This is a genomic window from Caballeronia sp. LZ032 (assembly GCF_031451315.1).
Lineage (GTDB): Bacteria > Pseudomonadota > Gammaproteobacteria > Burkholderiales > Burkholderiaceae > Caballeronia.
This window is the reverse complement of record NZ_JARUXP010000003.1, coordinates 507375-532834: the sequence shown is the minus strand read 5'-3', so window position 1 is coordinate 532834 and position 25460 is coordinate 507375. Positions and strand designations below refer to the sequence as shown.

Genomic DNA, 25460 nt, shown 5'->3' with positions numbered 1-25460 from the left:
CCGAACGCTTTCATTCCCTTGACTGAACTGAAGAGGCTTCCCATGACGACACCCGCTGCTCAACCCATCTGGTTCATTACCGGCTGCTCGACCGGCTTCGGCCGCGATCTTGCCGCAAAGACCCTCGCGCTCGGCTATCCGACTGTCGTTACCGCGCGCAATCCGAAGACGCTCGAAGCATTCACCAAACAATACGGCGACCTCGCGCTCGTGCTCCAACTCGACGTCACCGTGCCCGAGCAGGTGCAGGCCGCGGTAACGGCGGCGACGGACAAGTTCGGGCGCATCGACGTGCTCGTGAACAACGCGGGCATCGGTTACTTCGGTTCGTTCGAAGAGAGCGACCTGAACGAAGTGCGCAAGATGGTGGACATCAACGTCTGGGGCCTGGTCGACATGACGCGCGCGGTGTTGCCGCAGATGCGCAAGCAGAAGCACGGCACCATCGTGAATGTCTCGTCGATTGGCGGCATCATCGCGTTCCCCGGCGTGAGCTTCTATCACGCGACGAAGTTCGCGGTGGAAGGCATGTCGGAATCGATGTCGCATGAGCTGGCGCCGCTCGGCATCAAGGTGCTGATCGTCGAGCCGGGTCCGTTCCGTACGGATTGGGCGGGACGCTCGGCGAACGAGGCGCCGCGCACGATCGCCGATTACGCCGGCACCGCGCAGGCGCGCACCGATACGATGCGTGGCTACAGCGGCAAGCAGCCGGGCGACCCGGTGCGCGCCGCCGAAGCGATCATCCAGGCCGTGGAAAGCAAGGACCCGCCGCTGCGCCTGCTGCTCGGCAAGGCCGCGGTGACGAATGCGCGCGTGAAGATCGACGCCTTGCGCAAGGACTTCGACAGCTGGGAAGCGGTTTCCGTGGGCGCGGACTTTCCTGAAGGCGAGTAACGCAAGAGGCCGTTACAAGGCCAGCACGTTCACCGCGACATCCATGTGATGCGCGCCACCGCCCAGTATCATGCCGCGCAACAGCGACACGTCGCTGTAGTCGCGGCCCGTGGCGAGCGTCACATGATCCAGATCGGCCAGCACGTCATTGGTCGGATCGAGGTCGATCCAGCCGCTCTGCGGACAATGCACCGACACCCACGCATGCGAGGCATCCGCGCCGATGAGGCGCGGCTGTCCCGGCGGCGGATCGTTGCGCAGGTAGCCGCTCACATAGCGCGCGGGCAAGCCCAGCGCGCGCAGGCAGCCGATCATCACCTGCGAGAAGTCCTGACATACGCCATGCCGCAATTCGAATGCGCGCGAAGCTGGCGTATCGACCGACGTGGAAGAAGGCTTGTATTCAAAATCCGCGTGGATACGGTGCATCAGATCGATTGCGCCCGCGACGAGCGGCCTGCCCGCAGGAAAGCTCGCCTGCGCATACTCGCGAAACGCGTGCGCCAGCGGGATATTGGGTGACGCATAACAGAACTCGCCCTGCGCGAGGAACGCCTCGCCTGCGTGATAGCGCAGCCGTTCCGCGACGGTTTCCCAAGGCGGCGTCGCCTCCGCATCCAGTGCGGTCCAGCGCGGCGTCAGGCGCACGGTGGTTTCGCTCGTCATCGAAAGACGCTCGTGCGGCGCGTCCAGCGAGAAGTACAGCACGTCGTTGCCGAATGAATCGACGCGGCTATGCACATACGATGGCACTGGTTCAATGCGTTCTGTATGCGAAATTACCTGTTGCCACGGACAGTGCAACGGCCGGATGGTCGCCAGGTGCTGCGCGATCTCCACCGGCGTCGAGTAGCGATAGGTCGTGCGGTGCGTCACCGCGAGCACGGTATCGTGCATGCCGATGTTCATGACGACACCTGCGCGGCCGGCGTGTTCGCGTGGCTGAAATAGCGCGCGCTCACTTCGTTGGACGCGGCGTTCATCGATGCAACCAGCCTGTCGCACAACCCAACCAGCGCATCATGGCGGCCGGCTCCGCGCGTTTCGCACAGCGTGGCGAGCGGCGGCAAGGCGTCGGCAGGCGCGAGCAGATCGGCGAAGCGCGTGGCTTGCAAGCGCCGTGCGCCGCCTGCCGCCGCCGCGATTTCCTCGAGCTTCACGCGCAAGCGCGCATGGACGCCGTATAGCCCGCGCGGGTTCGTCTGATCGACGACGATGAGATCGATCAACGCCGGCACTTCGAGTCTTCCCGGATATAGCGAGCGATAGGTCAGCGTGCTGTCGAACAATTGCAGAAGCAGGTCGAAGCCTGCGGGCGAAGCCAGCGTGCCGCATTCGGCGACCACGCGCAGGATGGTCGCCATCGTCGAAACGCGTTCAATATGCCGGCCGATGAACAGCAGGCGCCATGCTTCGTCGCGCGTCATGCGGTCGCCCTGTGCGCCGCTGATCGCGCAGAGCTGGGTCGCGAGATGTTCGAGCGCGTTCATCAGCAACACGCGATCGTAGCTGCGGCCGAGACGCGGGATGCCTTCGGCGCGGGACTCGTCGAGATCGAGGCGCACGAGCGCATCACGAAAGTCGTTGCGCGACGCGAGAATGACGCGCCAGTGATCGGTCGAGAGCCGGTCGCGAATCTCGCCGCCCACGCGCGCCTGATCCGCGAGATTGCTGCCGATGCTGGTGCCGATGCGCGTCTCCGGCAAGCCCGCGATCAACACGCGTTCGAATGCTTGTGGCGTGGCGCGCGCGAGCGTATCGCCCGACGGGATCAGGCCGCTTTGCGCGGCCAGTTCGGCCAGCGTCGGAAACAGTTCCTCGGCATCGCTTCCTTCGAGCATGCCGAGCAGCAGACGGCACAGGCGCACATTGTTTTCGGCACGTTCGCCGTAACGGCCGGCCCAGAAAAGATTCTCGGCCGCCCGGCTCGACACGGTCCGATGTTTGCGAAGATCGCCGGGCCGGATCGGCGTGGGACGCAGCGATACCGAACCGCCCGCCTGGCTCGACATCACCCAGGTATCGACGCTGCTGCCGCCGAACTGCATCGACACCGTCGCGCGATGGTCGGCCGCCAGCCGCGTGAAGCCGCCCGGCACGACGCTCCAGCCGCCCTCGGGATTGGCGACCGCATAGGCGCGCAGCACGCAGGGGCGCGAACCCAGCGCGCCATCGTGAAAGCGCGGCGCACACGAGAACGGCTGATGCGGCTGAATGGTGAAGACATCCGGCGCGCGCTCGATGCGCTCGCGCCAGTCCGCCAGCACCTGCACGCCCGCATCGATGCCCGGCGCCCGGTCCGCCTGCGCACCCGGCCAGGTCGGGGCGATGAGTGCGCTGTCGAATCGTTCGAAGGCCTCGCGACGGGCCGCTTCCTCGCCGCACCACCAGGTCGGCACGGTGGGCAGTTCGAGCGTCTCGCCGAGCAGGGCCTGCGCGATGCCCGGGAGGAACGCGTTCAATGCGGGCGATTCCGTGAAGCCCGCGCCCGGCACGTTCGACACCATCACGTTGCCCGCGCGCATGACCTGCAGCAGACCGGGCACGCCGATGCTCGAATCGGCGCGCAGTTCGACCGGATCGCAGAAGGCGTCGTCAAGACGGCGCAGTACGGCATGCACGCGCGACAGGCCGGCCAGCGTCTTCAGATAGAGCTTGTCATGACGCACCGTGAGGTCCTTGCCTTCCACGAGCGTCACGCCGAAATAGCGCGCCAGGAACACATGTTCGAAATAGGTTTCGCTGAACGGACCGGGACTCAGCAACGCGATGTGCGGCACGTCGTCCGCGCTGCTGCGGCCGCCTTCGTCGTCGCGCATCGTGGCGCGCGCGGCCTGCGCGATGGTCGCAATCAGCTGCGCATAGGACGCCGCGAGCCGGCTCACGCGCATCGCGCGGAACGGATCGGCGAACAGGCTCGCGACGATCAGCCGGTTCTCCAGCACGTAGCCCAGACCCGACGGCACCTCGGTGCGATGCGCGATCACGGTCCACTCGCCCGAGGGCGCACGCGCGAGATCGACCGCGACGATCTGCAGGAAGCGCCCGAGCGGCGGCACGAAGCCCTTCACCGAACGCAGATAGCCCGGATTTCCGAACACGAGCGCAGCGGGCAGCAGACCGCGCTGCAGCAAGGTCTGCGGGCCATAGACATCGGCGACGATGGCTTCCATCAGCCGCGCGCGCTGCGCGACGCCTCGCTCGATGCCCGCCCACTCCGCCTCGTCGATGATGAGCGGCAACAGGTCGAGCGACCACGCACGCGGCTTGCCGTTGTCGGCATAGACGTTGTAGGTGATGTCGTTGTCGCGCACTTGCTGGGCCACCGCGGCGACGCCGTCGTCGAGGCGCGCGATGCCCTGCTCGCCCAGCAGATCGAAGAACTGCCGCCACGGCTCGCGCAAGGCGCCCGAGGCAGCGCGCAACTCGTCCCAGTGCCCCGGCCGCCCCGGCAACGTGCGCAGCAGCGCGAGCGCATCGGCGCGGGCGGCGGCGATGTCGAAGGGCAAGGTCGATTGATAGGCCAAAGTCTTCCCGCTTACCTTTTGAATGATGAATGCATTTCAACGATAACGCAGGTCGAGCGTGAACGGAAATTCAAGGCTGCGTTCGCGCGCTTCGACGGACATCGTGCCGGGCGTGTGTCCGGTCGCGAAGAAGCGGGCGCGGCGGCGGCTTTCTGCTTCATAGGCGTTGACCGGGAAAGTCTGGTAGTTGCGTCCGCCGGGATGCGCGACATGGTACTGGCACCCGCCGATGGCGCGCCCCGTCCAGGTGTCGACGATATCGAAGGTGAGCGGCGCATGCACGCCGATGGTCGGATGCAGCGACGCCGCCTGCGACCACGCCCGAAACCGCACGCCCGCGACGTAATCGCCGACGCGTCCGGTCGGCTGCAACGGCAGCGTTGCGCCGTTCACGGTCACGACGTGCCGGTTGCCGTTCAACCCCAGCGCGCGCACCTCCAGCCGCTCGACGGACGAATCCACGTAACGCACCGTGCCGCCGGCGGAACCCTCTTCGCCCATCACGTGCCACGGTTCGAGCGCGTTGCGGATGGTCAGCGCGATGCCGTTGGTGTCGTATGAACCCACCAGCGGGAAACGGAATTCAAAATGCGGTTCGAACCAGCTGCGCTCGAAGGCGAAGCCGGCCTCGCGCAACTCGGCGAGCACGTCGTCGAAATCCATTTGCACGAAGGTACTGAGCATGAAGCGGTCATGCAGCTCGGTGCCCCAGCGCGTCAGGCGCGTCGTGTAGGGCGTGTCCCAGAAGCGCGCCACCAGCGCGCGCAGCAACAGTTGCTGCACCAGACTCATGCGCGCATGCGGCGGCATTTCGAAGCCGCGCAGTTCGAGCAGCCCGAGCCTGCCGGTGGCGCCCTCCGGCGAATACAGCTTGTCGATGCAGAATTCCGCGCGATGCGTGTTGCCCGTCACGTCGATCAGGATATTGCGCAGGATGCGGTCGATGAGCCACGGCGGCACCGCCGCACTGTCGCGCCCGCCGAGCCGGTCCAACTGATGCTGCAATTCGGCGAACGCCAGCTCGAGTTCGAAGACCTGGTCGTTGCGCGCCTGGTCCACGCGCGGCGCCTGGCTGGTCGGCCCGATGAAGAGACCCGAGAACAGCATCGACAGCGAAGGATGATTGAGCCAGTACGCGATGAGGCTGGCGAGCACATCAGGACGCCGCAGGAACGGGCTGTCCCCGGGCGTGGCCCCGCCGAGCACGAAGTGATTGCCGCCGCCAGTGCCGGTGTGGCGGCCGTCGAGCATGAACTTCTCCGGGCTGAGGTAGGTCTCGTGGGCAGCCGCGTACAGGAACTCGGTGTGCTCGACGAGTTCTGTCCAGTTTGCCGCCGGATGAATGTTCACTTCGATCACGCCCGGGTCCGGCGTGACCTGCAGCATCTTCAGACGCGGATCACGCGGCGGCGGATAGCCCTCGACGATCACCGGCATGGCGAGATCGGCGGCGGTCGATTCGACGGCGGCCAGCAGGTCCAGGTAGTCATCGAGCGCGGTCAGCGGCGGCATGAACACGTGGATCAGCTTGTTGCCGTTGCCGAGTTTCTCGAACGCCTCGGCTTCCGCTTTGGGTCCGGCGGCGCGCGCCGGATCGCGTGCTTCCACGCAGAGCGCCGTGCGGAGGGTGTCGGCGGCGGATTGACCGCGCCGGGGAAGGCCTGCACTCGCGCCGCTGGTCGAAGCACCGCTTTCGCCCCGAGCGACCGCGTCCGCCGAGCCGGTATTTTGCATGCCTGATGCAACATCCAGATCGGCATATTGCATGCGTAATTCCGTTGCCGTACGCAGCGGCACGGGCGGAGCGAAAGGGTCGTGCTGGTGCTGCCACGGATAGTCGGCCTGCGAAACCCAAGGCAGCGACTCCAGCGGCAAGCGGTAGCCCATCGGCGAATCGCCGGGGATCAGATACATGCGCTCATCGCGGAAAAACCACGGACCGCTGGTCCACACGCCGGGCTGCAACGCGGGGCCTTCGTCGCGGGAAATGGGCAGCACATAGCCGGTCACGGAAGGCAGACCGGCGTCGAAGACCCGGCGCAGGCGCGCGCGTTCGAGTTCGTCATCGAGACGCGAGTCGAACGGATCGACGTTCACCGGCAGCCGGCGCTCGCGCCACAGGTAGTACCACGTGTCCTCGTAGGCGGGCTGAACGTATTTCGCATCCAGCGAAAGCTTGCATGCAAGATGCCGGATAAAACGCCCGGCATCGTCGGAGGTAAAAGACGCCGGCTGACGCTCGTCCGCGAACAACGCTGGATCGTGCCAGCAGGGCTCGCCGTCCGCGCGCCAGAACAGGGAAAGCGCCCAGCGCGGAAGCTGTTCGCCCGGGTACCACTTGCCTTGCCCGATATGCAAAAAGCCGCGCGCACCGTACTGCGCGCGCAACTTGTCCATCAGCGACACCGCGTAGGCGCGCTTCGTCGGACCCAGCGCATCGGTGTTCCATTCCGGTGCATCGCGGTCGCGCACCGACACATAGGTCGGCTCGCCGCCCATCGTCAGGCGCACATCGCCTTCGTCCAGCTTGACGTCCACCTGCTCGCCCATGCGCAGCACGGCCTGCCAGTCTTCCTCGCTGTACGGCTTGGTCACGCGCGGCGTTTCCAGCACGCGTGCGATGGACATCGTGTGATCGAACGCCACTTCGCTCTTGTCCACCGCGCCGGAGACGGGCGCGGCGCTGTCGGGCTCGGGCGTGCAGGCGACGGGAATGTGGCCCTCTCCCGCCAGCAGGCCCGAGGTCGGATCGAAGCCGATCCAGCCCGCGCCCGGCAAGTACACCTCGCACCAGGCATGGAGATCGGTGAAGTCGACTTCGGTGCCGCTCGGACCATCGAGCGATTTCGTGTCCGGCGCCAGTTGCAGCAGGTAGCCCGATACGAAACGCGCAGCCAGCCCGAGATGCCGCAGTGCCTCGACCAGCAGCCAGCCGGAATCGCGACACGATCCCGCCGCCGTTTCGAGCGTTTCCTCCGGCGTCTGCACGCCGGGCTCCATGCGGATCAGATAGCGGATTTCATTCGCCAGCCGCTGGTTCAGCGCAACGAGGAAATCCACGGTCGGCTGCGGCGTGCGATCGATACTTTCGACGAAAGTCGCAAATCGCGGCGTCGGCTCGCGCTTGACCATGTACGGCGCGAGGTCGTGCAGCAATTCCGGCGCATAAGCGAACGGAAATTTTTCCGCAGCCGGTTCCAGAAAAAAGTCGAACGGATTGTAGACGGCCATCTCGGCGACGAGATCGACCGTCACCTTGAACTCGCGCGTTTTCTCGGGAAACACGAGCCGCGCCTGGTAATTGGCGAACGCGTCCTGCTGCCAGTTGATGAAATGTTCTTCGGGTTCCACGCGCATCGAATACGACACGACCGGCGTACGGCAATGCGGAGCCGGCCGCAGACGCACGACTTGTGGCGAGAGACCGACGAGCCGGTCGTAACGATAATGCGTGACATGGTTCAACGCGACACGAATGGACACACCGCACTCCTTTGTTCAAATCGAATGACGCCGCGCACCGAAAAAGACGGCCCGCGCGCTCGTGCTAGTCGTGGAAGCCTTCTCGCCCGCGCGGCACGAAGCTTGCGCAAAGCTCCGCCGCCAGCGCCCGCAATCTCCATCCCGCGCGGCTTTACTCATACCGGCCACACGATGAAAACCTTCCACTGCAACCGTTGCAATCAGCTTGTTTTTTTCGAAAACACGCATTGCGAAAAGTGTGGCGCGCGACTCGGTTACATTCCCGAGATCAATCAGATCAGCGCATTCGACGAAACCGAAGACGGCCGCTGGCGCAGTCTGCATCCGCTCGCGAATGATCAGCTTTATCGGCCGTGCCACAACTACGCCGTCGAGAACGTCTGCAACTGGGTCGTTCCTGCCACCGATGAGGACACGCCCGCGGATGCCTTGTGCTGCTCCTGCCAGCTCACCAGCGTGATTCCCAATCTGTCGAATCCAGATAACCGCGTCTTCTGGTATCGCATCGAAGCGGCCAAGCGCCGGCTGCTCTATACCTTCGCCGAACTCGGCCTCGAAGTTGTCTCGCGCCAGACCGACCCCGAGCGCGGCCTCGAATTCCAGTTCCTCGAAGCTGATTCGCAAGGCCACGGCGTGATGACCGGGCACAACAACGGCATCATCACGCTCAACGTCGCCGAAGCCGACGACGCGCATCGCGAGAAGACGCGCGCTTCGCTGCACGAGCCGTATCGCACGCTGCTCGGGCATTTCCGGCACGAGTCCGGACACTATTTCTTCGACCGGCTGATCGCCGATACCGGGCGCATCAACCCGTTCCGTACGGCCTTCGGCGATGAACAGGCCGACTACGCCGCCGCACTCGACCGCCACTATCACGAAGGACCGCCCGCGCAGTGGGAGGACAACTTCATCAGCGCTTACGCGACGATGCATCCCTGGGAAGACTGGGCGGAAACCTGGGCGCACTACCTGCATATCGTCGACACGCTCGACACGGCGGTGTCCTGCGGCCTCGTGCTCGTGCCGGACACGCCGGACGAGCCGACGCTCACCGACCAGACGCCTGTCGAGGACGCCAGCTTCGATAACCTGATGAAGCGCTGGTATCCGCTGACCTATGTGCTCAATAGCCTGAATCGCAGCCTCGGCATGCCGGACGGTTATCCGTTCACGCTTGCGCCTCCGGTCCTCGACAAGCTGCGCTTCGTGCATCGCGTCGTCGCGGCGGCGGCCAAACGCTGAAGCCCAATGCACGCGTTCAGCCCTTGCTCTGCGATTGCGTCTGGGTTTGCGACAGCGACAGCGTCTGGGACTGGGACTGGGACTGGGACTGGGACTGGGACTGGGACTGGGACTGGGTCTGGGTCTGCTCAGGCTCAGGCTCAGGCTCAGGCGCAATCGGCAACAGGAATTCGCGGCTCACCCGGCCCGCCAGGTCATTCACGCGCGCAAGGAAACTGACGAGGTAGGCATGCAATCCGGCTTGCAGGATGTCGCCGATCCGCCCGTTCCTCAGTTCCGCGCTCAACTCCGCCGCCAGTCGCCCGGCATCCGTGTCGCGGCCCTTCGTGACCTGCGCGATCAGCTGCTCCACTTCGGCGATGCTCGCGGCAAGCGAACGCGGCCAGTCGCCATACAGGATCAGCAGTCCAGCAACGCGCTCCGGCGTGATGACATCGCGATACACCCGCCGATACACCTCGAAGCCCGACACCGAACCCAGCACCGCCACCCAGTGGTGATAGTCGAACGGCTGCGCGGCGGTATCGTCGCGTTGCTCCATCATCTCGAACTTCACATCGAGAATCCGCGCCGTATTGTCCGCGCGTTCGATGAAAGTCCCGAGACGCATGAAATAAAAAGCATCGTCCTTCACCAGCGTGCCCAGCTGCACGCCGCGCGACAGATGCGAGCGGAACTTCACCCATTCGAAGAAGGTATAAGGCTCGCGTTCGAGAATGCCATCGGCGAGCATGCGCTGACCGTCGAGCCAGGTCGTATTGAGCGACTCCCACAATTCGCTGTTGGTGGAACTGCGCACGGCGCGCGCATTCTCGCGCGCGGCCCGCAGGCAACTGATGATCGACGAAGGATTGGAGAGGTCGGCCGCCATGAAATCAATTACGTCACGGCTCTTCATGCCATGGTGCGCCGCTGAATAGATCCCGCTCAACTCCGATATCGACAACATCGCGCGCCAGCCCAGTTCCGCGTATTCGTCGGACTGCGGCAGGAGCGAAAGCTGATAGTTCGCGTCGAGCATCCGGGCAGTGTTTTCGGCGCGTTCGGTATAGCGCGCCATCCAGAAGAGATGATCCGCGGTACGGCTCAGCATGGGTGTTCCCGGTGGTTTGTCGTTGTCTTCAATACCGCATGGCGTGCCATGCTCAAGCTTTCGTCAGTGAATGTTCTAGCGCTCCAGTACCCACGTGTCCTTGGTTCCGCCGCCTTGGGACGAATTGACCACCAGCGATCCTTCACGCAACGCCACTCGCGTCAGTCCGCCCGGCACCATGCGCACGTCGGTACCCGAGAGCACGAACGGACGCAGGTCGATATGACGCGGCGCAATGCCCGCGTCCACGTAGGTCGGGCAGGTGGACAGCGCCAGCGTCGGCTGCGCAATGTACTTCTCCGGATGCGCCTCCAGCACCGCGCGAAATTCCGCGATCTGCGCCGTAGTGGACGCGGGTCCCACCAGCATCCCATAGCCGCCCGCGCCGTGGGTTTCCTTCACGACGAGTTCGGGCAGATGATCGAGCACATACTTGAGATCGTCGGGCTTGCGGCACATCCAGGTCGGCACGTTGTTCAGGATGGGTTCTTCACCCAGATAGAAACGCACCATGTCCGGTACGTACGGATAAATGGACTTGTCATCGGCAATGCCGGTGCCCACTGCATTGCATAGCGATACATTGCCCATCCGGTATGCGTCGATCAGACCCGGCACCCCGAGCGCCGAATCCGGACGGAAGACGAGCGGATCGAGAAAGTCGTCGTCCACGCGACGATAGATGACATCGACCCGCTGCGGTCCCTGCGTGGTGCGCATGAAGACCTGATGGTCATCGACGAACAGATCCTGTCCCTCGACCAGCTCCACGCCCATCTGCTGGGCCAGGAACGCATGCTCGAAATACGCCGAGTTGTACATGCCGGGCGTCATCACGACGATGGTCGGATTCCCGGCGGCGGCGGGCGCGGCGGCGCGCAAGGTATCGAGCAGGAGATCCGGATAATGCGCGACCGGCGCCACGCGATTGCGCGCGAAGAGATCCGGAAAAAGCCGCATCATCATCTTGCGGTTCTCGAGCATGTACGACACGCCCGACGGCACGCGCAGGTTATCCTCCAGCACGTAGAACTCGCCCTGTCCCGCGCGCACGATATCGATGCCGGCGATATGCGCATAGATGTCGCGCGCCACGTTCACGCCGCGCATCTGCGGCCGATACTGCGCGTTGCCGAGAATCTGCGCCTCGGGAATGATGCCCGCGCGGATGATGTCCTGCTCGTGATAGATGTCGTGAATGAAGCGATTGAGCGTATTCACGCGTTGCCGCAGGCCGCGTTCGAGCGCGCGCCATTCATCGGCGGGGAAGATGCGCGGGATGACGTCGAAGGGAATCGTGCGCTCGGGAATGATGCCCGGCACGTCGCTGGTGCCATACACCGCGAAGGTGATGCCGACGCGCCTGAAGTTGAGATCGGCTTCCGCACGCTTGATGTCGATCTGCTGCTCGCTTTGCACGGTCAGCCAGTTCATGAAGTCGCGGTAATGCGTGCGGGGATCGCCCGCCGCGCGAAACGCCGCTGCCGGCATGCCCCGCGCTTCGAGATCGTTGCGCTCGAACATCTCGTTGAAGAATGCTTGCGTCATAACCGGTCTTCCATATGAAGTGCAAGCCGGGGTGGCGGTGCCCCGGCGTTCGTATTTCTGGTTGCACTCCCGCAATGCCTGAAGAGCCTGAAAGACGCGGCGCGCCGGTCATACCGGTCACGCCGTTAGGCGACCTCGAAGCGAGATGCGTGCAGGTAAGTCGACTCAGCAAGGTCGATCGTACCGCGCATCGTTTGCGTGGGCAGCCCAGTGCCGAATACAAAAAAGCAACTTCAATGCCAATCGATAAAACGGTTTGGATCCTCGTAAAAACTCGCAAGCCGATAATCTCGATGCCAACTCATGCACCAGAACGACGCGCCGTCCGGGTCCATGCCGCAAGACAGTGCGCGCCCCACCGGTATGATAGGCGTCTTCCAGCAAGCCGAACGACGCCATGAACACTCCATCCGAAGCCGCTCCCCGTCCCGCGTTGCGCGAACTCACCCTGCTCGAAGCGCGCGTGCTTGGCGTGCTCGTCGAGAAACAGCATACGGTGCCAGACACGTATCCGCTGTCGCTGAATTCCCTGACCTCCGGTTGCAACCAGAAGACTGCGCGTTCTCCCGTGATGAACGTCAGCGAAGACGAAGTGCTGACGACCATCGACGGTCTCAAGCGGCTGAGCCTCGTGATCGAGGGCAGCAGCAGCCGTGTGCCGCGCTTCGAACACAACGTCAACCGCGTGCTTGGCGTGCCGAGCCAGTCGGTCGCGCTGCTCGCCACGCTCTTTCTACGCGGACCGCAAACGGCCGCCGAACTGCGCGCGAATAGCGCCAGACTGCACGCGTTTGCGGACATATCGTCGGTGGAAAGCTTTCTCGATGAACTGGCCGGCAACGAACCGCCCCGTGTCGTCAGGTTGCCGCGCGTGCCCGGTGAGCGCGAAAGCCGCTGGATGCACTTGCTGTGCGGCGAAATCGGCGTGAGCGCAAGCGAGCCTTTTGCGCGCGAGGCGCAAGGCGGCGAAGGCTTTTCGGCTTCGGAATTCGAAGCGCTCAAGTCGGAACAGAAGCGGCTGGCTCACGAAGTCGTGCAATTGCGTGCAATGGTCGTGCGCATGGCCGGCGAACTGGGCATTGCACTCGATCAACCGTCGCCGGATGCCTGATCCATCGGGTTGCGCTCATGCACGAACCGCTTGTCCCGGCACCGCTCGTGTTTCGCGACGACGGCACGCCCTGGTCGCCCCGTCATGACGACATCTATCACAGCGCCGCCGGGGCGTTGTCGCAAGCGCGCCATGTGTTCCTGAACGGCAATGGCCTGCCCGAACGATGGCGCGGCAAGCCGCGCTTCGACGTGCTGGAGACGGGCTTCGGCATGGGCATCAACTTTCTTGCGACCTGGGCCGCGTGGCGCACCGATCCTCAACGTCCCGCGTCTCTTCACTTCATTTCGGTGGAGAAGCATCCGTTCAGTGCCGCCGACCTGCGCCGCGCGCATGCGGCAATCATCGACGATGCCTCCGTCATGCCCCTGGCCGACACGCTCGCGGCCGCGTGGCCGGTGCTCGTGACGGGCAGTCACCGGATTGAACTGGAACAACGCGCAGTGACGCTCACGCTCGCTTTCGGCGATGTGATCGATGTCATGCCGCGCCTGAAGCAGGACGGCACGACAGCGGACGCGATCTATCTCGACGGCTTTGCGCCTGCCAGAAATCCGGACATGTGGACGCCTGCACTGTTCGCCTCGCTAGCCGCCATCGCAAGCGACGACGCCAGCTTCGCCACTTATACGAGCGCGGGCCAGGTCAAGCGCGCGCTGCTTCAGAACGGTTTCGAATATCGCAAGGTGCGCGGCTTTGGCGGCAAGCGCGCGATGCTAGTCGGCAAGCGCGCATCGGTTAGCGATGAAATTGTTTTGTAATCTTTGCGGTTGTCAATCACGACAGAAAGCTATCAGTAATACAGCTTTTTCCGTTCATCTCTTCTCTGAAGCTTCCGGCAATATTCCGGAATATCCCGGATAATGCGCACCCGTTGGCGGCGCGGTCCTCGCTTCGATCGGCGAATCGAATGGCGCGGACGCGGCGGCACGTTCTTGTCAGCGCAGATTCACGAGGAGAAAGGTCTTGGAACCCGATAACGATGCGCCACGCAGCCCCTGGCTGTGGATTGCGCTACTCATTCCGTACGTAGCCTTGCTGTGGCTGCCGTTCTATAACGACACCCGTCCTTCAATCGGCGGATTCCCATTCTTCTACTGGTATCAGTTCTTGTGGGTGCCGCTCACGTCGCTCCTGCTTTACGTCGTGTACAGGGGCCTCAAATGAACGATCTCACTCCAGTCGATCCGCTCGCGATGGGCATCTTCATCGCGTTCTTTGCGCTCGTGACCATCGTCGGCTTCTTTGCCGCGCGCTGGAAACGCGGCGATCTCACCCAGTTGCACGAATGGGGCCTCGGCGGCCGTCAGTTCGGCGTGGTGATCTCGTGGTTCCTGGTCGGCGGCGATTTCTATACGGCCTACACCGTCATTGCCGTGCCCGCGCTCGTCTATTCCGTAGGCGCGTACGGCTTCTTCGCGCTGCCCTATACGATCATCGTGTATCCGTTCGTCTTCGCCGTCATGCCGAAGCTATGGAAAATCGCGCATGCGAAAAACCACATCACCGGCGCCGATTACGTACAGGGCGAATATGGCGGCAAATGGTTTCCAGCAGCCGTGGCAATAACCGGCATCGTGGCCACGATGCCTTACATCGCGCTGCAACTGGTGGGCATGCAGGTCGTCATCAAGGGGCTCGGCGTGACGGGTGAACTGCCGCTCATCGTCGCGTTCGTGATCCTCGCGCTCTATACCTACACGAGTGGCCTGCGCGCGCCGGCCATGATCGCCTTCGTGAAGGACATCATGATCTATATCGTGGTGATCGCCGCCGTGTGGCTGATTCCGGCCAAGCTGGGCGGCTATGGCCACGTCTTCGACGCCGCCGATCAATACTTCAAGGCGAAGGGCGGTCCGACCGGCATCATTCTCAAGCCCGGCCAGTTCACCGCCTATGCATCGCTCGCGCTGGGTTCGGCGCTTGCCGCGTTCATGTATCCGCATACGATGACCGCGGTGCTGTCGTCGTCGTCCGCCGCAACCGTGCGCAAGAACGCGATCTTCCTGCCCGCCTACACGCTGCTGCTCGGCCTGATCGCCCTGCTCGGCTATATGGCGATTGCCGCAGGCATCCACGTGAAGTCCGCTTCAGACGTGGTGCCGGCGCTGTTCGGCACGCTGTTTCCGTCGTGGTTCGTCGGCTTCGCGGCGGCCGCCATCGCGATCAGCGCGCTCGTGCCCGCCGCCATCATGTCCATCGGCGCCGCGAATCTCTTCACGCGCAATCTCTGGCGTCCGCTCGTCTCGCCCGACATGACGCCGGCTTCGGAAGCATCGACGGCCAAGGTCGTGTCGCTGGTCGTGAAGTTCGGCGCGTTGCTGTTCATCGTGTTCCTGCCGACGCAATATGCCATCGACCTGCAATTGCTCGGTGGCGTGTGGATCCTGCAGATCTTCCCGGCCATCGTGTTCACGCTCTTCACGCGCCGCCTGACGACGCCGGGGCTGTTCCTCGGGTGGCTCTGCGGCATCGTGCTCGGCACCGGACTCGCCATCTCGCAAGGACTCAAGCCGGTCTATGTGCTGCATGCCGGCGACGCCAGCTGGCCGCTGTACATCGGCATCATCGCGCTGGTCGTGAATGTGATCGTGACCTTCGCGGTGTCGCTGGTCACGCGACGCACCGCAGTCGCCGCCGCCTGATTCCACATCAGCGGCATGAAGGAGCCCGGCCCCGCACAGGCGCCGGGCTCTTTTTCATCCACGCGCCGATACGAGTCGCGGTGATACCATCGACGTCGACTCCATTCCGATGCCCTGCGTGTCATGTCCTCCATCGCGAACCAGGTGTTCGCCCCTAATGCGCTTTCCATCGGCTTGACCTTGCCGATCACCGGCGACCACCAGAGCGTGGTCGACTTCAACGAGCAGATCGAACTCGCGCGGCTGGCGGACCAGTTGGGCTTTCGCGCGCTCTGGGTGCGCGACGTGCCGCTCAACAGCGCCGATTATCCGGACCCCGTCGGACACCTCGACCCATGGGTGCTGTTGGGTGCGCTCGCATCGAATACACAGCGCGCAGCGCTGATCAGCGGCGCGATCGTGCTGACGCTGCGGCATCCGCTGCATGTCGCCAAGGCGGCGTTCTCGGTGAATGATCTGTCGCGTGGACGCTTCGTGCTTGGCGTGGGCTCAGGCGACCGGCCGCCGGAATATGCCGCATTCGGCCGCGATCCGGAGGAACGGCGCGAGTTGTATCGACGGCATTGGGACACGCTTGCCGCGGCCGTTGCCACGCCTTCGACCGTCATCCCCGATCACGCAAGCGACGCTGCGCCCGAGTTCTATTTGCTGCCGCGCCAGGCCGCGCCCATTCCGTTGCTTGCCGTGGGGTCGGGCGGCCAGAGCGTGGACTGGATCGCGCGCCATTCGATCGGCTGGATGACCTATCACCGCGAACCGCAAGCACAGCGCGGCCGCTACAGCATGTGGCGCGCGGCCGTGGAGCGCGCGGCGGGCGGTGCGTTTCGCGCCTTCGGTGTGGCGATGCGCCTCGAACTCGCCGACGATCCCGCCGAACCGGCGCACGAGCTTGCGCTGGGCTATCGCACCGGGCATCGCGCGCTGATCGACATCCTGCAACGGATGCGCGACAACGGCACGCATCATGTCACGCTCAACGTGACGTCAGAGCGGCGGCCTGCGCGCGACATCATCGAGGAACTCGCGGCCAGCGTGCTTCCGCAGTTTCATCATTGAACCCACGGCTTATCTTCAACGAGACCATGACCGCATCCGACGCCACTCCCGATCTTCCGCCGAGCGACGATATCGTGTCCCTCGGCGCCGTTGCGCTGTCGCGCGCGATTCATTCACGCGCGGTTTCATGCGTCGAGGTCATGCAGGCTCATCTCGCGCAAATCGACAGGTTCAATCCGGTGGTCAATGCCATCGTGGCATTGCAGGACAGGGACGCCTTGCTCAGGCAAGCCTGCGAGCGTGACACGCAACTGGCCGCGGGCAACAGCCTCGGGCCGCTGCACGGCTTTCCGCAAGCGCCGAAAGATATCCTGCCGGTTGCGGGCATGGTCACGAGCAAGGGCTCGCCTATCTACGCCGGTGAAGTCAGCCAGACCGATGCGGTGATTTTCGAGCGCATGCGCGAAGGCGGCGCGCTCTTCGTGGGCCGCACGAATTCGCCGGAATTCGGCCTGGGCGGCCACACCTATAACCCGGTGTATGGCACCACGCGCAATGCATTCGACCCGACGCGCTCCGCCGGCGGCAGTAGCGGCGGCGCGGCTGTTGCCGTGGCGTTGCGCATGCTGCCCTGCGCGGATGGATCGGACATGATGGGCTCGCTGCGCACGCCGGCCTCGTTCAACAATGTATTCGGCTTTCGCACGACGCCCGGATGCGTGCCCTATGCGCCAAGCGACGACGTGTTCTTCCAGCAATTCAGCGTGGCGGGCCCGATGGCGCGTTCGATACCGGACCTTGGCCTGCTGTTGTCCGTGCAAGCCGGCTTCGACGCCCGCGCGCCGCTCTCACGCAGAAGCGAACAACATACCGACTTCGCACACGCGCTGGAGTGCGACATGCGGGGCAAGCGCATCGGCTGGCTTGGCGACCTGAACGGACACTTGCCGACCGAGCCGGGCTTGATGGCCACCTGCGAAGCGGCCTTGCGCCATTTCGACACCATCGGCTGCGTGGTGGAAGCCGCGCGCGTGGACTTCGATCCGGAACGCCTGTGGCGCGCCTGGATCGATCTGCGCAGCTTGACGTTTTCAGGAACGAACGGCCCGCTCTGGCGCGACACCGCTAAACGAGTGCTGCTCAAGCCCGAAGCGGTATGGGAGATAGAACGCGGCCTGAAGCTGACAAGCGAAGACATTTCGCGCGCCGTGCGCGAGCGGTCCGCATGGTATCAGGCGATCAATACGCTATTCGAACGCTTCGACTTCCTGGTGATGCCTTCGGCCCAGGTCTTTCCGTTCGATGCCTCACTCGACTGGCCTCATGCCATTGCCGGGCGCAATATGGACTCGTATCACCGCTGGATGGAGACGGTGGTCCCCGCCACGATGGCTTCGCTTCCCGCACTCAGTGCGCCTGCCGGCTTCAATGCGGACGGCTTACCGGCGGGCTTGCAGATCATGGGACCGGTGCAGCAGGATCTCGACGTACTTCGGCTTGGGCTTGCGTATGAACGTGCAAGCAACTACGCCACACAACGGAGCCCGTTGCTTGACCAGCTGACTTGACCGGGTCAAGCCACGGCGCGCTGCGCGGCTCTTTGACTGGTACCGGGCTCGGCACGGTCCGACAGCTTCGGGGCCTTCTTCGCGCCGCTCTTGCGCGCACGCTTCGCACCCGCGGCGCGCGAAGCCGATGCGGCTCTGCTCGAGGCAGGCTTGTCCGCCGCCGCGTCGATCAGATAGACACTGCGGTCCGGCGCATTCTTGATCCACGCGGGCGCTCGCGCATGACCGCTCCAGGTAGCGCCCGATTCAGGATCGCGATACTTCGGCGGCAGCTTCGTTCCCTGACCTCTGCCGGTCCTGGCTGATGTATTCCGCGAGCCGGCAGGACGGCCGCGCATCTTTCCCAACCCTGCCTTGACCAGATCCGACATGGTCAACCCGTACTCTTGCATGAGCGCGCGGATACTGGCGATAGCCTCCAGTGACTTTTCCTCGCGCAAGGCATCCGCGCGACGCTGCAATTCCTGAATCTGGTTTTCCAGCTGCGCCAGAGTAGCCATTGTTCCTCCTGAAACATGAAGCGGCCTTGGAACGACACCTAGAGCGACACTTGAAGCGGCCACGTGGCCCGGTCAAGCAGCGACAGTCCATGGCTTGTCTGAGGCTGCGCCATAACTTCGGCATAACCTTGCAATCCTGCGAAGTTGTGCTGCAGGAAATCTTATCCGGCGCACGCCGCGGCGATGCGCTCATGCTCAAAAGATTACCTTTATCGCGCTCTGACGAGGCACTAGACCAGCCTGTTCTTACTTCATCCGGTCTTTATCAAGCGCCCGATGTCGAGCTGCCGATCAGACGAATGAACAGGACGCGCAATCCTGGTGCAACGTCTTCTCTATAGTTGGGACGCGCGCCTGTCCTGAGATGACTTTCGTCATCCGACTGCGAGCGCCTCTTCTTCCGGCTCCAGCGGCGTGACCATGACTGCCCGGGCGAGGATCATCGCGCCGCTGTTGAGGGGTATCGACCTGCCGACCCGTCTTGGCCGGTACACCGGCTGACCGCGCCGGATCGCCTGTCCGCTCAATGCGCACGTGCCGCGCTTGCGCGCCGTGCAGAGCGACCAGACCTGCTCGGAATAGTTGAAGGAGGTGGGATCGTGCCAGGACAGCGCAAGAGTCGAAGCGCTCAGGCGTTCGAGCACGCGAATGTTCACGCGGCCAGTCTCGTTGTCCGGCGCAAAGCTGCCTCTGACCGGCACCTTGCGCACCAGAGTTCGCGTCAGGGACGCGGGATTGTCGGCTGCCTCGGACAGCCGGCCCGATTTGTCGAGCATGGCCAGGGTACGGCTCCAGGGATCCATCATCGATGGACTCTTCATGTTCCGCTCCTGTTCGCGACGACGCGCACCGCAACAGCGACCGGGTGAACGTTGCCGATGTGATGACGGGAATGCGAGACACGTTCCGCTTGCCGAGCCGGATTGTCGCGCTAGTGAATTCGCCCAATGAACCGGGCGACACTGCCGCTTAGGATTATCGTTCCTAGAGTAGTACACATGGACCGTGTTTTGTTTCCATTTTTCCTGAAATACATGTTCGCGAACGCCATCGCTTACTCAAGTGCGACGCGCTCAGGCTTTTGCAAGCCAGGCCATCTCAAGCAAACTTCGTTTGAACGAACGGACGTTCGCCGCCAGGCAGGCTCAAGGCGGAATTCTTCACTTGAATGAAGTAAGGAACATCAGGCGATCCAGACAGGTTTCGCTTTCGATCCGGAGTGCGCGCATGCGTCGATTTCTGACACAATAAAACCGGCGCCCTGGACACTCCTGTCGGATCATGACAAGCAAGCTCCCGATCCATGCAAGCATCTCTGCGGACCGTGCGTCCGTCAGTTTCGTTGCGTTTTCCCGCGAGCAGGCCATTCAGTGCAACATCACCCGCAAGGCGCTGGAGCAATGTTTCTGGGCGCCCGCCGGCGCTAGCGACGAGCGTCTGCTGAAAGCCTTGAGCGATGGCTATGAACGCATCAGCGCGCGGGTACACCGGAAGTTTCTTGCTCATCCGGCCAGTGCCATTCACCTCGACGTCATCGACTTTGCTTCGTGAGGCAAACCGCTCAAGCGCGCGCCATGCATCCGTCTAGCGCGCCGCCTGAGTTGCCTTGCGCATCTTTGCCACGTCGTCCGGCGCGACCGCCGGCGTATTGTTGTTCCACGCGCCGCGAATGAAGGTCAGCACGTCGGCGATCTGCCGGTCATTCAGGACCGGTGCATAGCGCGGCATCGGATAAGGCGCGGGGACGCCCTGAAGGACGATATCTTCCGTGCCGTTGAGCGTGACGTTGATCAGCGACGACGCATCCTTTTCCAGCACATTCGGATTGCCCGCGAGCGGCGCCAGCATTGGTGCGAAACCACGTCCGTCCACGCCGTGGCAATGCATGCAGTACGCCGTATAAACACGCGCCCCCGCGTCGGAAGCGGCCGGCCGCGTGAGCGAAACGCGCGTCGCCCTGGGATCATACGAATACGCCGGCGCGCCCGTGCCGCCTGCTGCCGGCAGGGATTTCAGATACTGCGCCATGGCGGTGATGTCGGCATCGTCCATATGTTGCGTACTGTTGTTGATGACGCTCGTCATCGAGCCGAATGCCGAGGCATGCGCGTTGGCGCCCGTTTTCAGAAACGTGGCGACATCCTGTTCCGACCAGCGGCCGATGCCCGTGTTGTGCTCGCCGGTCAGGTTCGAGGCGAACCAGTTATCGAGCGGACTGCCGGTCAGGAACGCGCTGCCGCTTTCATCGAGGGCTTTTTCCTGGAACGCGATACCGCGCGGCGTATGACACGAGCCGCAATGTCCCAGCCCCTGAATCAGGTAAGCGCCGCGATTCCACGCGACATCCTTGCCCTGCTTGTTCTGATACACGCCGTTCTCAAGGAATACCATATTCCATAACTTGAGCGGCCAGCGCATGTTCATGGGCCACTTGATGTCCGCTTCGCGATTCGCCTGCTTCACCGGCGTGACGCCATGCATGAAGTACGCATAGAGCGCGTGCATGTCGTCGTCGTTGATCTTCGCGTACGACGGATAAGGCATCGCGGGATAGAGGTTATGACCATCCTTCGCCACGCCCTTGCGCAAGGCGCGCGCAAAGTCTTCTTCCGTGTAACGGCCGATCCCGGTTTCAGGGTCCGGCGTGATGTTGGTCGAATAGATGGCGCCGACGGGCGTCATCATCTTCAGGCCGCCCGTGAGCGGCTTGCCGCCTGGAATCGAGTGACACGCGACACAGTCGCCGGCTTTCGCGAGATAGGCGCCGCGTGCGACGAGCGCGTCGTTCGCCGTATCGGCGGCAGTGGCAGCGGAGGGCGACAGGCAGAAGGCCATGCCTGCCGCATACAGCGCCGCGAACAGAGGCTTGAATGCGTTCTTCATGGACGGGCTCCCTCAGGCGCTGCGCAACTGGCTGCCGACCGGTAGCTGCCTCAGCCGCTTCCCGGTTGCCGCGTAGATCGCGTTGGTGATGGCCGGCGCGAGCGCGGCCGTCCCGGGTTCGCCGATACCGCCAGGCGCTTCGGTGCTCTTGACGATATGCACTTCCACCGGCGGCGTTTCATGAATGCGCAGGATGCGATAGTCGGTGAAATTGCTTTGCTCGACGCGGCCGTCCTTGATCGTGATCTCGCTATAGAGCGCCGCCGTAATGCCGAAGATGATGCCGCCCTGCACTTGCGCTTCGATCGTGTTCGGGTTCACGGCCATGCCGCAATCCACGGCGCACACGATGCGCTCTACCTTGACCTCGCCTTCCTTGTCGACGCTCACATCGGCGACGATCGAAAAGAAGCTGCCGAAGGCGTGCATCACCGAGACGCCGCGTCCCTGACCTTGCGGCAGCGCATGTTGGCCCCAGCCGGCCGCCTGCGTCGCGACATCGAGCACGTTGCGCGCGCGCGGCGACTTGCCCAGCAGGTCGCGCCGGTACTGGACCGGATCGGCCTTGGCCTGCGCCGCGAGTTCGTCGATGAAACTCTCCACGACGAAGGTGCCGCGCGTCGGTCCCACGCCGCGCCAGAAGGCAGTGGGGACATCATGCGGTTCGAGCCGCACGTAATCGATCAGTTGATTGGGCAGGTCGTAGTGGAGATCGGCCGCGACTTCCACGGCGTCCGGATCCACGCCATTCTTCACGGCAGGCGGCGCGAAGCGCGCCAGCACCGACGACCCGACGATGCGATGCGTCCACGCAACCGGCTTGCCGTTGGCATCGAGTCCCGCCGAAAGCTGGTCGTAATAGCACGGACGGTACATGTCGTGCTGGATGTCTTCCTCGCGCGACCACGTCACCTTGACGGGCACGCCCAGCGCCTTGCCGATCTTGAGCGCCTGCGTCGCCATGTCGAATTCGAGCCGTCTGCCGAAGCCGCCGCCGAGCAGATGGTTGTGCACGACGATCTTGTCGGCGGGCAAGCCCGTGGCCTGCATGCCGGCATCGCGAACCCGCGTGGGCACCTGCGTCCCGAGCCAGATGTCGCAGCCGTCCGGGCGCACATGCACGGTGCAGTTGATCGGCTCCATGGTTGCATGCGCAAGCAAGGGCTGGACGTACACGGCATCCACGCGCGTCTTCGCACCCGACAATGCATTGCCGGCATCGCCCTCCTTGCGCGCGACGGCGCCGCTGCGCTGCGAGGCCTGCGCCATGTCGTCGACGAGTTGTCGCGTGGACAGCTTCGCGCCCGCGCCTTCGTTCCATTCGACCTTCAGCGCAGCCGCACCGCGCTTCGCGGCCCACGTGTGATCGCCGACGACCGCGACGCCGTTGTCGAACTTGACGACCTGGCGCACGCCCGGCACTTTCTTCGCGGCGCTGTCGTCGAACGACACGACCGTGCCGCCGAAGACCGGGCAGTTGACGATGGCGGCATACACCATGTCAGGCAAGCGCACGTCGAGACCGAACATCGCGGTGCCGTCGACTTTCTCGGGCGAGTCGAGCCGCTTCACCGGCGTGCCGATGATCTTGAAGTCCTTCGGATCCTTGAGCTTGATGTCCGTGGGCACGGGCATCTTCGCGGCAGCTTCGGCGAGATCGCCATAGCTTGCGCTGCGCTCGCCCGATGCATCGACCACCTTGCCGCCCTGCGCCTGACACGACGCCGCATCGCATTGCCACTGCTGCGCGGCTGCCGCGACGAGCATCATGCGCGCGGCCGCGCCGGCTTTGCGCATAGGCTCCCACGCATAGCGTATGGACGTGGAGCCGCCCGTCAGCTGACCGCCCAGCAGCGGGTCGGTAAAGAGCTTTTCATTCGGCGGCGCGTGATCGATCGTGACCTGATCGAGCGGCACCTCGAGTTCCTCTGCGATCAGCATCGGCAGCGACGTATAGACGCCCTGGCCCATCTCGACCTTCGGCATGATGAGCACGACCTTGCCGCTCTTGTCGATCTGCACGAAGGCATTCGGCGCGAACACGCCGTCCTGCGGCGTCTCGACGCCATCGCCGCCGATCACCGACTTGCCCTTGCCTTGATCCTGGCTCGCGGCGGGCAGGCTGAAGCCGACCAGCAGTCCGCCGCCCGCGGCCACGCTCGCCGTCACGCCCCACTTGAGGAATGCGCGGCGCGAGAAGCCGGTACGAGCCGCATGTCGGCCCGCCTCGATCAGTCCTTGCGACATGTCACGCCTCCTTCGCTGCCTGCTTGATGGCGGCGCGAATGCGGTGATAAGTGCCGCAGCGGCAGATGTTGCCGGCCATGGCGGCATCGATGTCGGAGTCGCCAGGATCGGGTACGGTCGCGAGCAGGGCCGTGGCGGACATCACCTGCCCGGACTGACAGTAGCCGCATTGCACGACATCGAGCTTGCGCCAGGCCGCCTGCACTTTCTTGCCTGCGGGCGTGTCGCCGACTGCTTCGATCGTCGTGATCTTGCGCTCGCCGACTGCCGCCACCGGCAACACGCAGGAACGGACGGCGACGCCGTCGAGATGAACCGTGCAGGCGCCGCATTGGGCAATGCCGCAGCCGAACTTGGTGCCGGTGAGTCCGACGAGATCGCGCAAGACCCATAACACGGGCATGTCGGGCGGGGCATCGACCGTATGAGTCTGGCCGTTGATATCAAGTGTGGTCATGAGCGGCTCCGGCTTAAGAGTAGATATGGCGGATAGCGCAAATGGCCGGCTGCGGGGAGACAGCCGGCGTGAAATCGAGCGGAAAGAGCTAGCGGATTGTAGCCTCGCTTTTTAAAACAAGCTCGACAGGCGGCACGCGCAATCGCTCCCGACCGCTATCGACTTGCCTTAATCTCCGCAGCCCTATTCTCTTCGATATTCCTTTGAGGCTTGTGTAAGCGTTGGCTTTGAACAAGCTCAAAGGCTTCAGGCAAAAAAGAGGGTTAGTTGCAATGCAAATTAGTCCGCGCCGATAACATGCGATGACTAAGCTTTGCTTAGAGCAGACAGCGTTTCCTCAAGCAGCGCGCGCAATCGCGCGACTCGCTTGAGGTCACGGTGATAACCCATCCATACGTCGCGGCCCGGCGGTGTTTCGCCAAGGTCGCAGCGTTTCAGGCGGACATCGGCATCGCCGAGCGGACAGGGCAGCACCGCGAACCCTGCACCGGACGCGCACATCCGCGCCTGGGCATCGCGATTGTTGCTGCCGAAGACGATCCTCGCGTTAGGCAGCGCGCGCTTGACCCACAGCACGTCCGGCAAATGATCGAAGGCGCTGTCCATGCTGATGAGTGTCTGCCCTGTTCCATCGCCCAGGGAAGGTTGTGCGAGATCGCGGCGTCCGTACAGTGCGTAATCGATATGCATGAGCTTGCGCTGCACCACATCAGGCTCATCGAAGGGCGTGATGCGGAACACGAGGTCCGCCTCGCGACGCGCAAGGTTATAGCGGCGCGCATCCGTCACGAGCTCGATCTGCACATCCGGATGCTTGGCGAGAAAGCGCGCGAATACCGGCGTCAGCACATGAACCCCGAACCAGTCCGACGACGAGATGCGCAGCAAGCCGGTAAGCGACGCTTCCTGTCCGGCCAGCGCGCGCGTGAAGCTCAGCGCCTCTTCTTCCATGCGCTCGGCATGCGACAAGACCGCCGCGCCTTCATCGGTCAGCACGAAGCCGTCGCTCGTGCGCTGGAACAGCACATGACCCAGCGTTTCCTCCAGCGCGCGCAGGCGGCGGCCCATGGTGGGCTGCGTCTGGCCTGTCGCGCGCGCCGCGGCGCCGAGCGTGCCGCTTCGCGCGATGGCGAGGAACACGCGCACGTCGCTCCAGTCGAGATCGGGTCCATTCATTTTTGTATGATCGCCGTGCGAATCTGTGGATTTACATGCTTGCCTGCATGACTGAGTATGAGCGCAACGAAACCAGCGTTCAAC

At 63.7% G+C, this 25460-nt stretch carries 20 protein-coding genes; 9 read left to right on the top strand and 11 right to left on the bottom strand.

Features of this window, described 5'->3' with window-relative positions; genetic code table 11:
- The first annotated feature begins 42 nt into the window (after positions 1-42).
- On the top strand, positions 43-897 hold the full coding sequence (locus tag QCE69_RS23915; RefSeq protein ID WP_309923665.1) for an oxidoreductase: 855 nt from the start codon (positions 43-45) through the stop codon (positions 895-897).
- Positions 898-909: 12 nt separating this feature from the next.
- Here QCE69_RS23915 and QCE69_RS23910 read toward each other — a convergent pair whose 3' ends face one another.
- Genes QCE69_RS23910 through QCE69_RS23900 form a run of 3 tightly spaced genes read right to left on the bottom strand, consistent with a single transcriptional unit; the run spans position 910 to position 7907 of the window.
- The gene (locus tag QCE69_RS23910) at positions 910-1806 is read right to left on the bottom strand and encodes a transglutaminase family protein (protein WP_309923663.1); all 897 of its coding nucleotides are present in this window, start codon (positions 1804-1806) and stop codon (positions 910-912) included.
- Entirely contained in the window at positions 1803-4424 is a 2622-nt protein-coding gene (locus tag QCE69_RS23905; RefSeq protein ID WP_309933351.1) for a circularly permuted type 2 ATP-grasp protein, read from the bottom strand. Before QCE69_RS23905 ends, QCE69_RS23910 begins: the two co-directional genes overlap by 4 nt.
- A gap of 36 nt (positions 4425-4460) precedes the next feature.
- Positions 4461-7907 carry a transglutaminase family protein gene (locus QCE69_RS23900; RefSeq protein WP_309933350.1) on the bottom strand — a complete coding sequence of 1149 codons (3447 nt, stop codon included), beginning with the start codon at positions 7905-7907 and terminating at the stop codon, positions 4461-4463.
- Positions 7908-8078: 171 nt separating this feature from the next.
- On the opposite strand from QCE69_RS23900, the gene QCE69_RS23895 reads away from it, so the two are divergent.
- A complete protein-coding gene (locus tag QCE69_RS23895) occupies positions 8079-9152 on the top strand; it encodes a putative zinc-binding metallopeptidase (protein WP_309923659.1) in 1074 nt (357 codons plus the stop codon).
- Between the two features lie 16 nt (positions 9153-9168).
- On the opposite strand, the gene QCE69_RS23890 is transcribed toward QCE69_RS23895, so the two are convergent.
- Together QCE69_RS23890 and QCE69_RS23885 are read right to left on the bottom strand one after the other, a co-directional pair.
- Positions 9169-10245, bottom strand: coding sequence for an alpha-E domain-containing protein (locus QCE69_RS23890; protein ID WP_309933349.1), 1077 nt, complete (start codon positions 10243-10245; stop codon positions 9169-9171).
- A gap of 75 nt (positions 10246-10320) precedes the next feature.
- Positions 10321-11793 carry a circularly permuted type 2 ATP-grasp protein gene (locus tag QCE69_RS23885; RefSeq protein ID WP_309933348.1) on the bottom strand — a complete coding sequence of 491 codons (1473 nt, stop codon included), beginning with the start codon at positions 11791-11793 and terminating at the stop codon, positions 10321-10323.
- Positions 11794-12190: 397 nt separating this feature from the next.
- Here QCE69_RS23885 and QCE69_RS23880 point away from each other — a divergent pair, with 397 nt between their 5' ends.
- The 6 genes from QCE69_RS23880 to QCE69_RS23855 all read left to right on the top strand — a co-directional run bounded on the left by QCE69_RS23880 (position 12191) and on the right by QCE69_RS23855 (position 18113).
- Positions 12191-12904 carry a YceH family protein gene (locus tag QCE69_RS23880; protein WP_309923653.1) on the top strand — a complete coding sequence of 238 codons (714 nt, stop codon included), beginning with the start codon at positions 12191-12193 and terminating at the stop codon, positions 12902-12904.
- A gap of 17 nt (positions 12905-12921) precedes the next feature.
- A complete protein-coding gene (gene mnmD, locus QCE69_RS23875; protein WP_309923651.1) occupies positions 12922-13665 on the top strand; it encodes a tRNA (5-methylaminomethyl-2-thiouridine)(34)-methyltransferase MnmD in 744 nt (247 codons plus the stop codon).
- Between the two features lie 205 nt (positions 13666-13870).
- A complete protein-coding gene (locus QCE69_RS23870; RefSeq protein WP_309923649.1) occupies positions 13871-14071 on the top strand; it encodes a DUF3311 domain-containing protein in 201 nt (66 codons plus the stop codon).
- Positions 14068-15549 carry a monocarboxylate uptake permease MctP gene (mctP, locus tag QCE69_RS23865; protein WP_309923647.1) on the top strand — a complete coding sequence of 494 codons (1482 nt, stop codon included), beginning with the start codon at positions 14068-14070 and terminating at the stop codon, positions 15547-15549. Before QCE69_RS23870 ends, mctP begins: the two co-directional genes overlap by 4 nt.
- A gap of 123 nt (positions 15550-15672) precedes the next feature.
- On the top strand, positions 15673-16605 hold the full coding sequence (locus QCE69_RS23860) for an LLM class oxidoreductase (protein WP_309923644.1): 933 nt from the start codon (positions 15673-15675) through the stop codon (positions 16603-16605).
- Positions 16606-16631: 26 nt separating this feature from the next.
- Entirely contained in the window at positions 16632-18113 is a 1482-nt protein-coding gene (locus QCE69_RS23855; RefSeq protein ID WP_309933347.1) for an amidase, read from the top strand.
- 5 nt (positions 18114-18118) lie between these two features.
- Here the strand turns inward: QCE69_RS23855 and QCE69_RS23850 are convergent, their stop codons facing one another.
- Entirely contained in the window at positions 18119-18613 is a 495-nt protein-coding gene (locus tag QCE69_RS23850; RefSeq protein ID WP_309923640.1) for an H-NS histone family protein, read from the bottom strand.
- Between the two features lie 374 nt (positions 18614-18987).
- Positions 18988-19434 (bottom strand): DUF3331 domain-containing protein, encoded by a 447-nt coding sequence (locus QCE69_RS23845; RefSeq protein WP_309923638.1) that lies wholly within the window; start codon positions 19432-19434, stop codon positions 18988-18990.
- A gap of 460 nt (positions 19435-19894) precedes the next feature.
- Between QCE69_RS23845 and QCE69_RS23840 the strand changes: the two genes are divergently transcribed.
- Entirely contained in the window at positions 19895-20164 is a 270-nt protein-coding gene (locus QCE69_RS23840; protein WP_309923637.1) for a DUF1488 family protein, read from the top strand.
- Between the two features lie 33 nt (positions 20165-20197).
- On the opposite strand, the gene QCE69_RS23835 is transcribed toward QCE69_RS23840, so the two are convergent.
- From QCE69_RS23835 to QCE69_RS23820, 4 genes are all read right to left on the bottom strand, one after another.
- Positions 20198-21496 (bottom strand): c-type cytochrome, encoded by a 1299-nt coding sequence (locus QCE69_RS23835; RefSeq protein WP_409017903.1) that lies wholly within the window; start codon positions 21494-21496, stop codon positions 20198-20200.
- A gap of 12 nt (positions 21497-21508) precedes the next feature.
- Positions 21509-23743: a xanthine dehydrogenase family protein molybdopterin-binding subunit gene (locus tag QCE69_RS23830; protein ID WP_309933346.1), complete on the bottom strand. Its 2235-nt coding sequence runs from the start codon at positions 23741-23743 to the stop codon at positions 21509-21511.
- A 1-nt stretch (position 23744) separates the two neighbouring features.
- Positions 23745-24200: a 2Fe-2S iron-sulfur cluster-binding protein gene (locus QCE69_RS23825; protein ID WP_309815769.1), complete on the bottom strand. Its 456-nt coding sequence runs from the start codon at positions 24198-24200 to the stop codon at positions 23745-23747.
- A gap of 306 nt (positions 24201-24506) precedes the next feature.
- Positions 24507-25376, bottom strand: coding sequence for a LysR family transcriptional regulator (locus QCE69_RS23820; protein WP_309923632.1), 870 nt, complete (start codon positions 25374-25376; stop codon positions 24507-24509).
- Positions 25377-25460 lie beyond the last annotated feature (84 nt).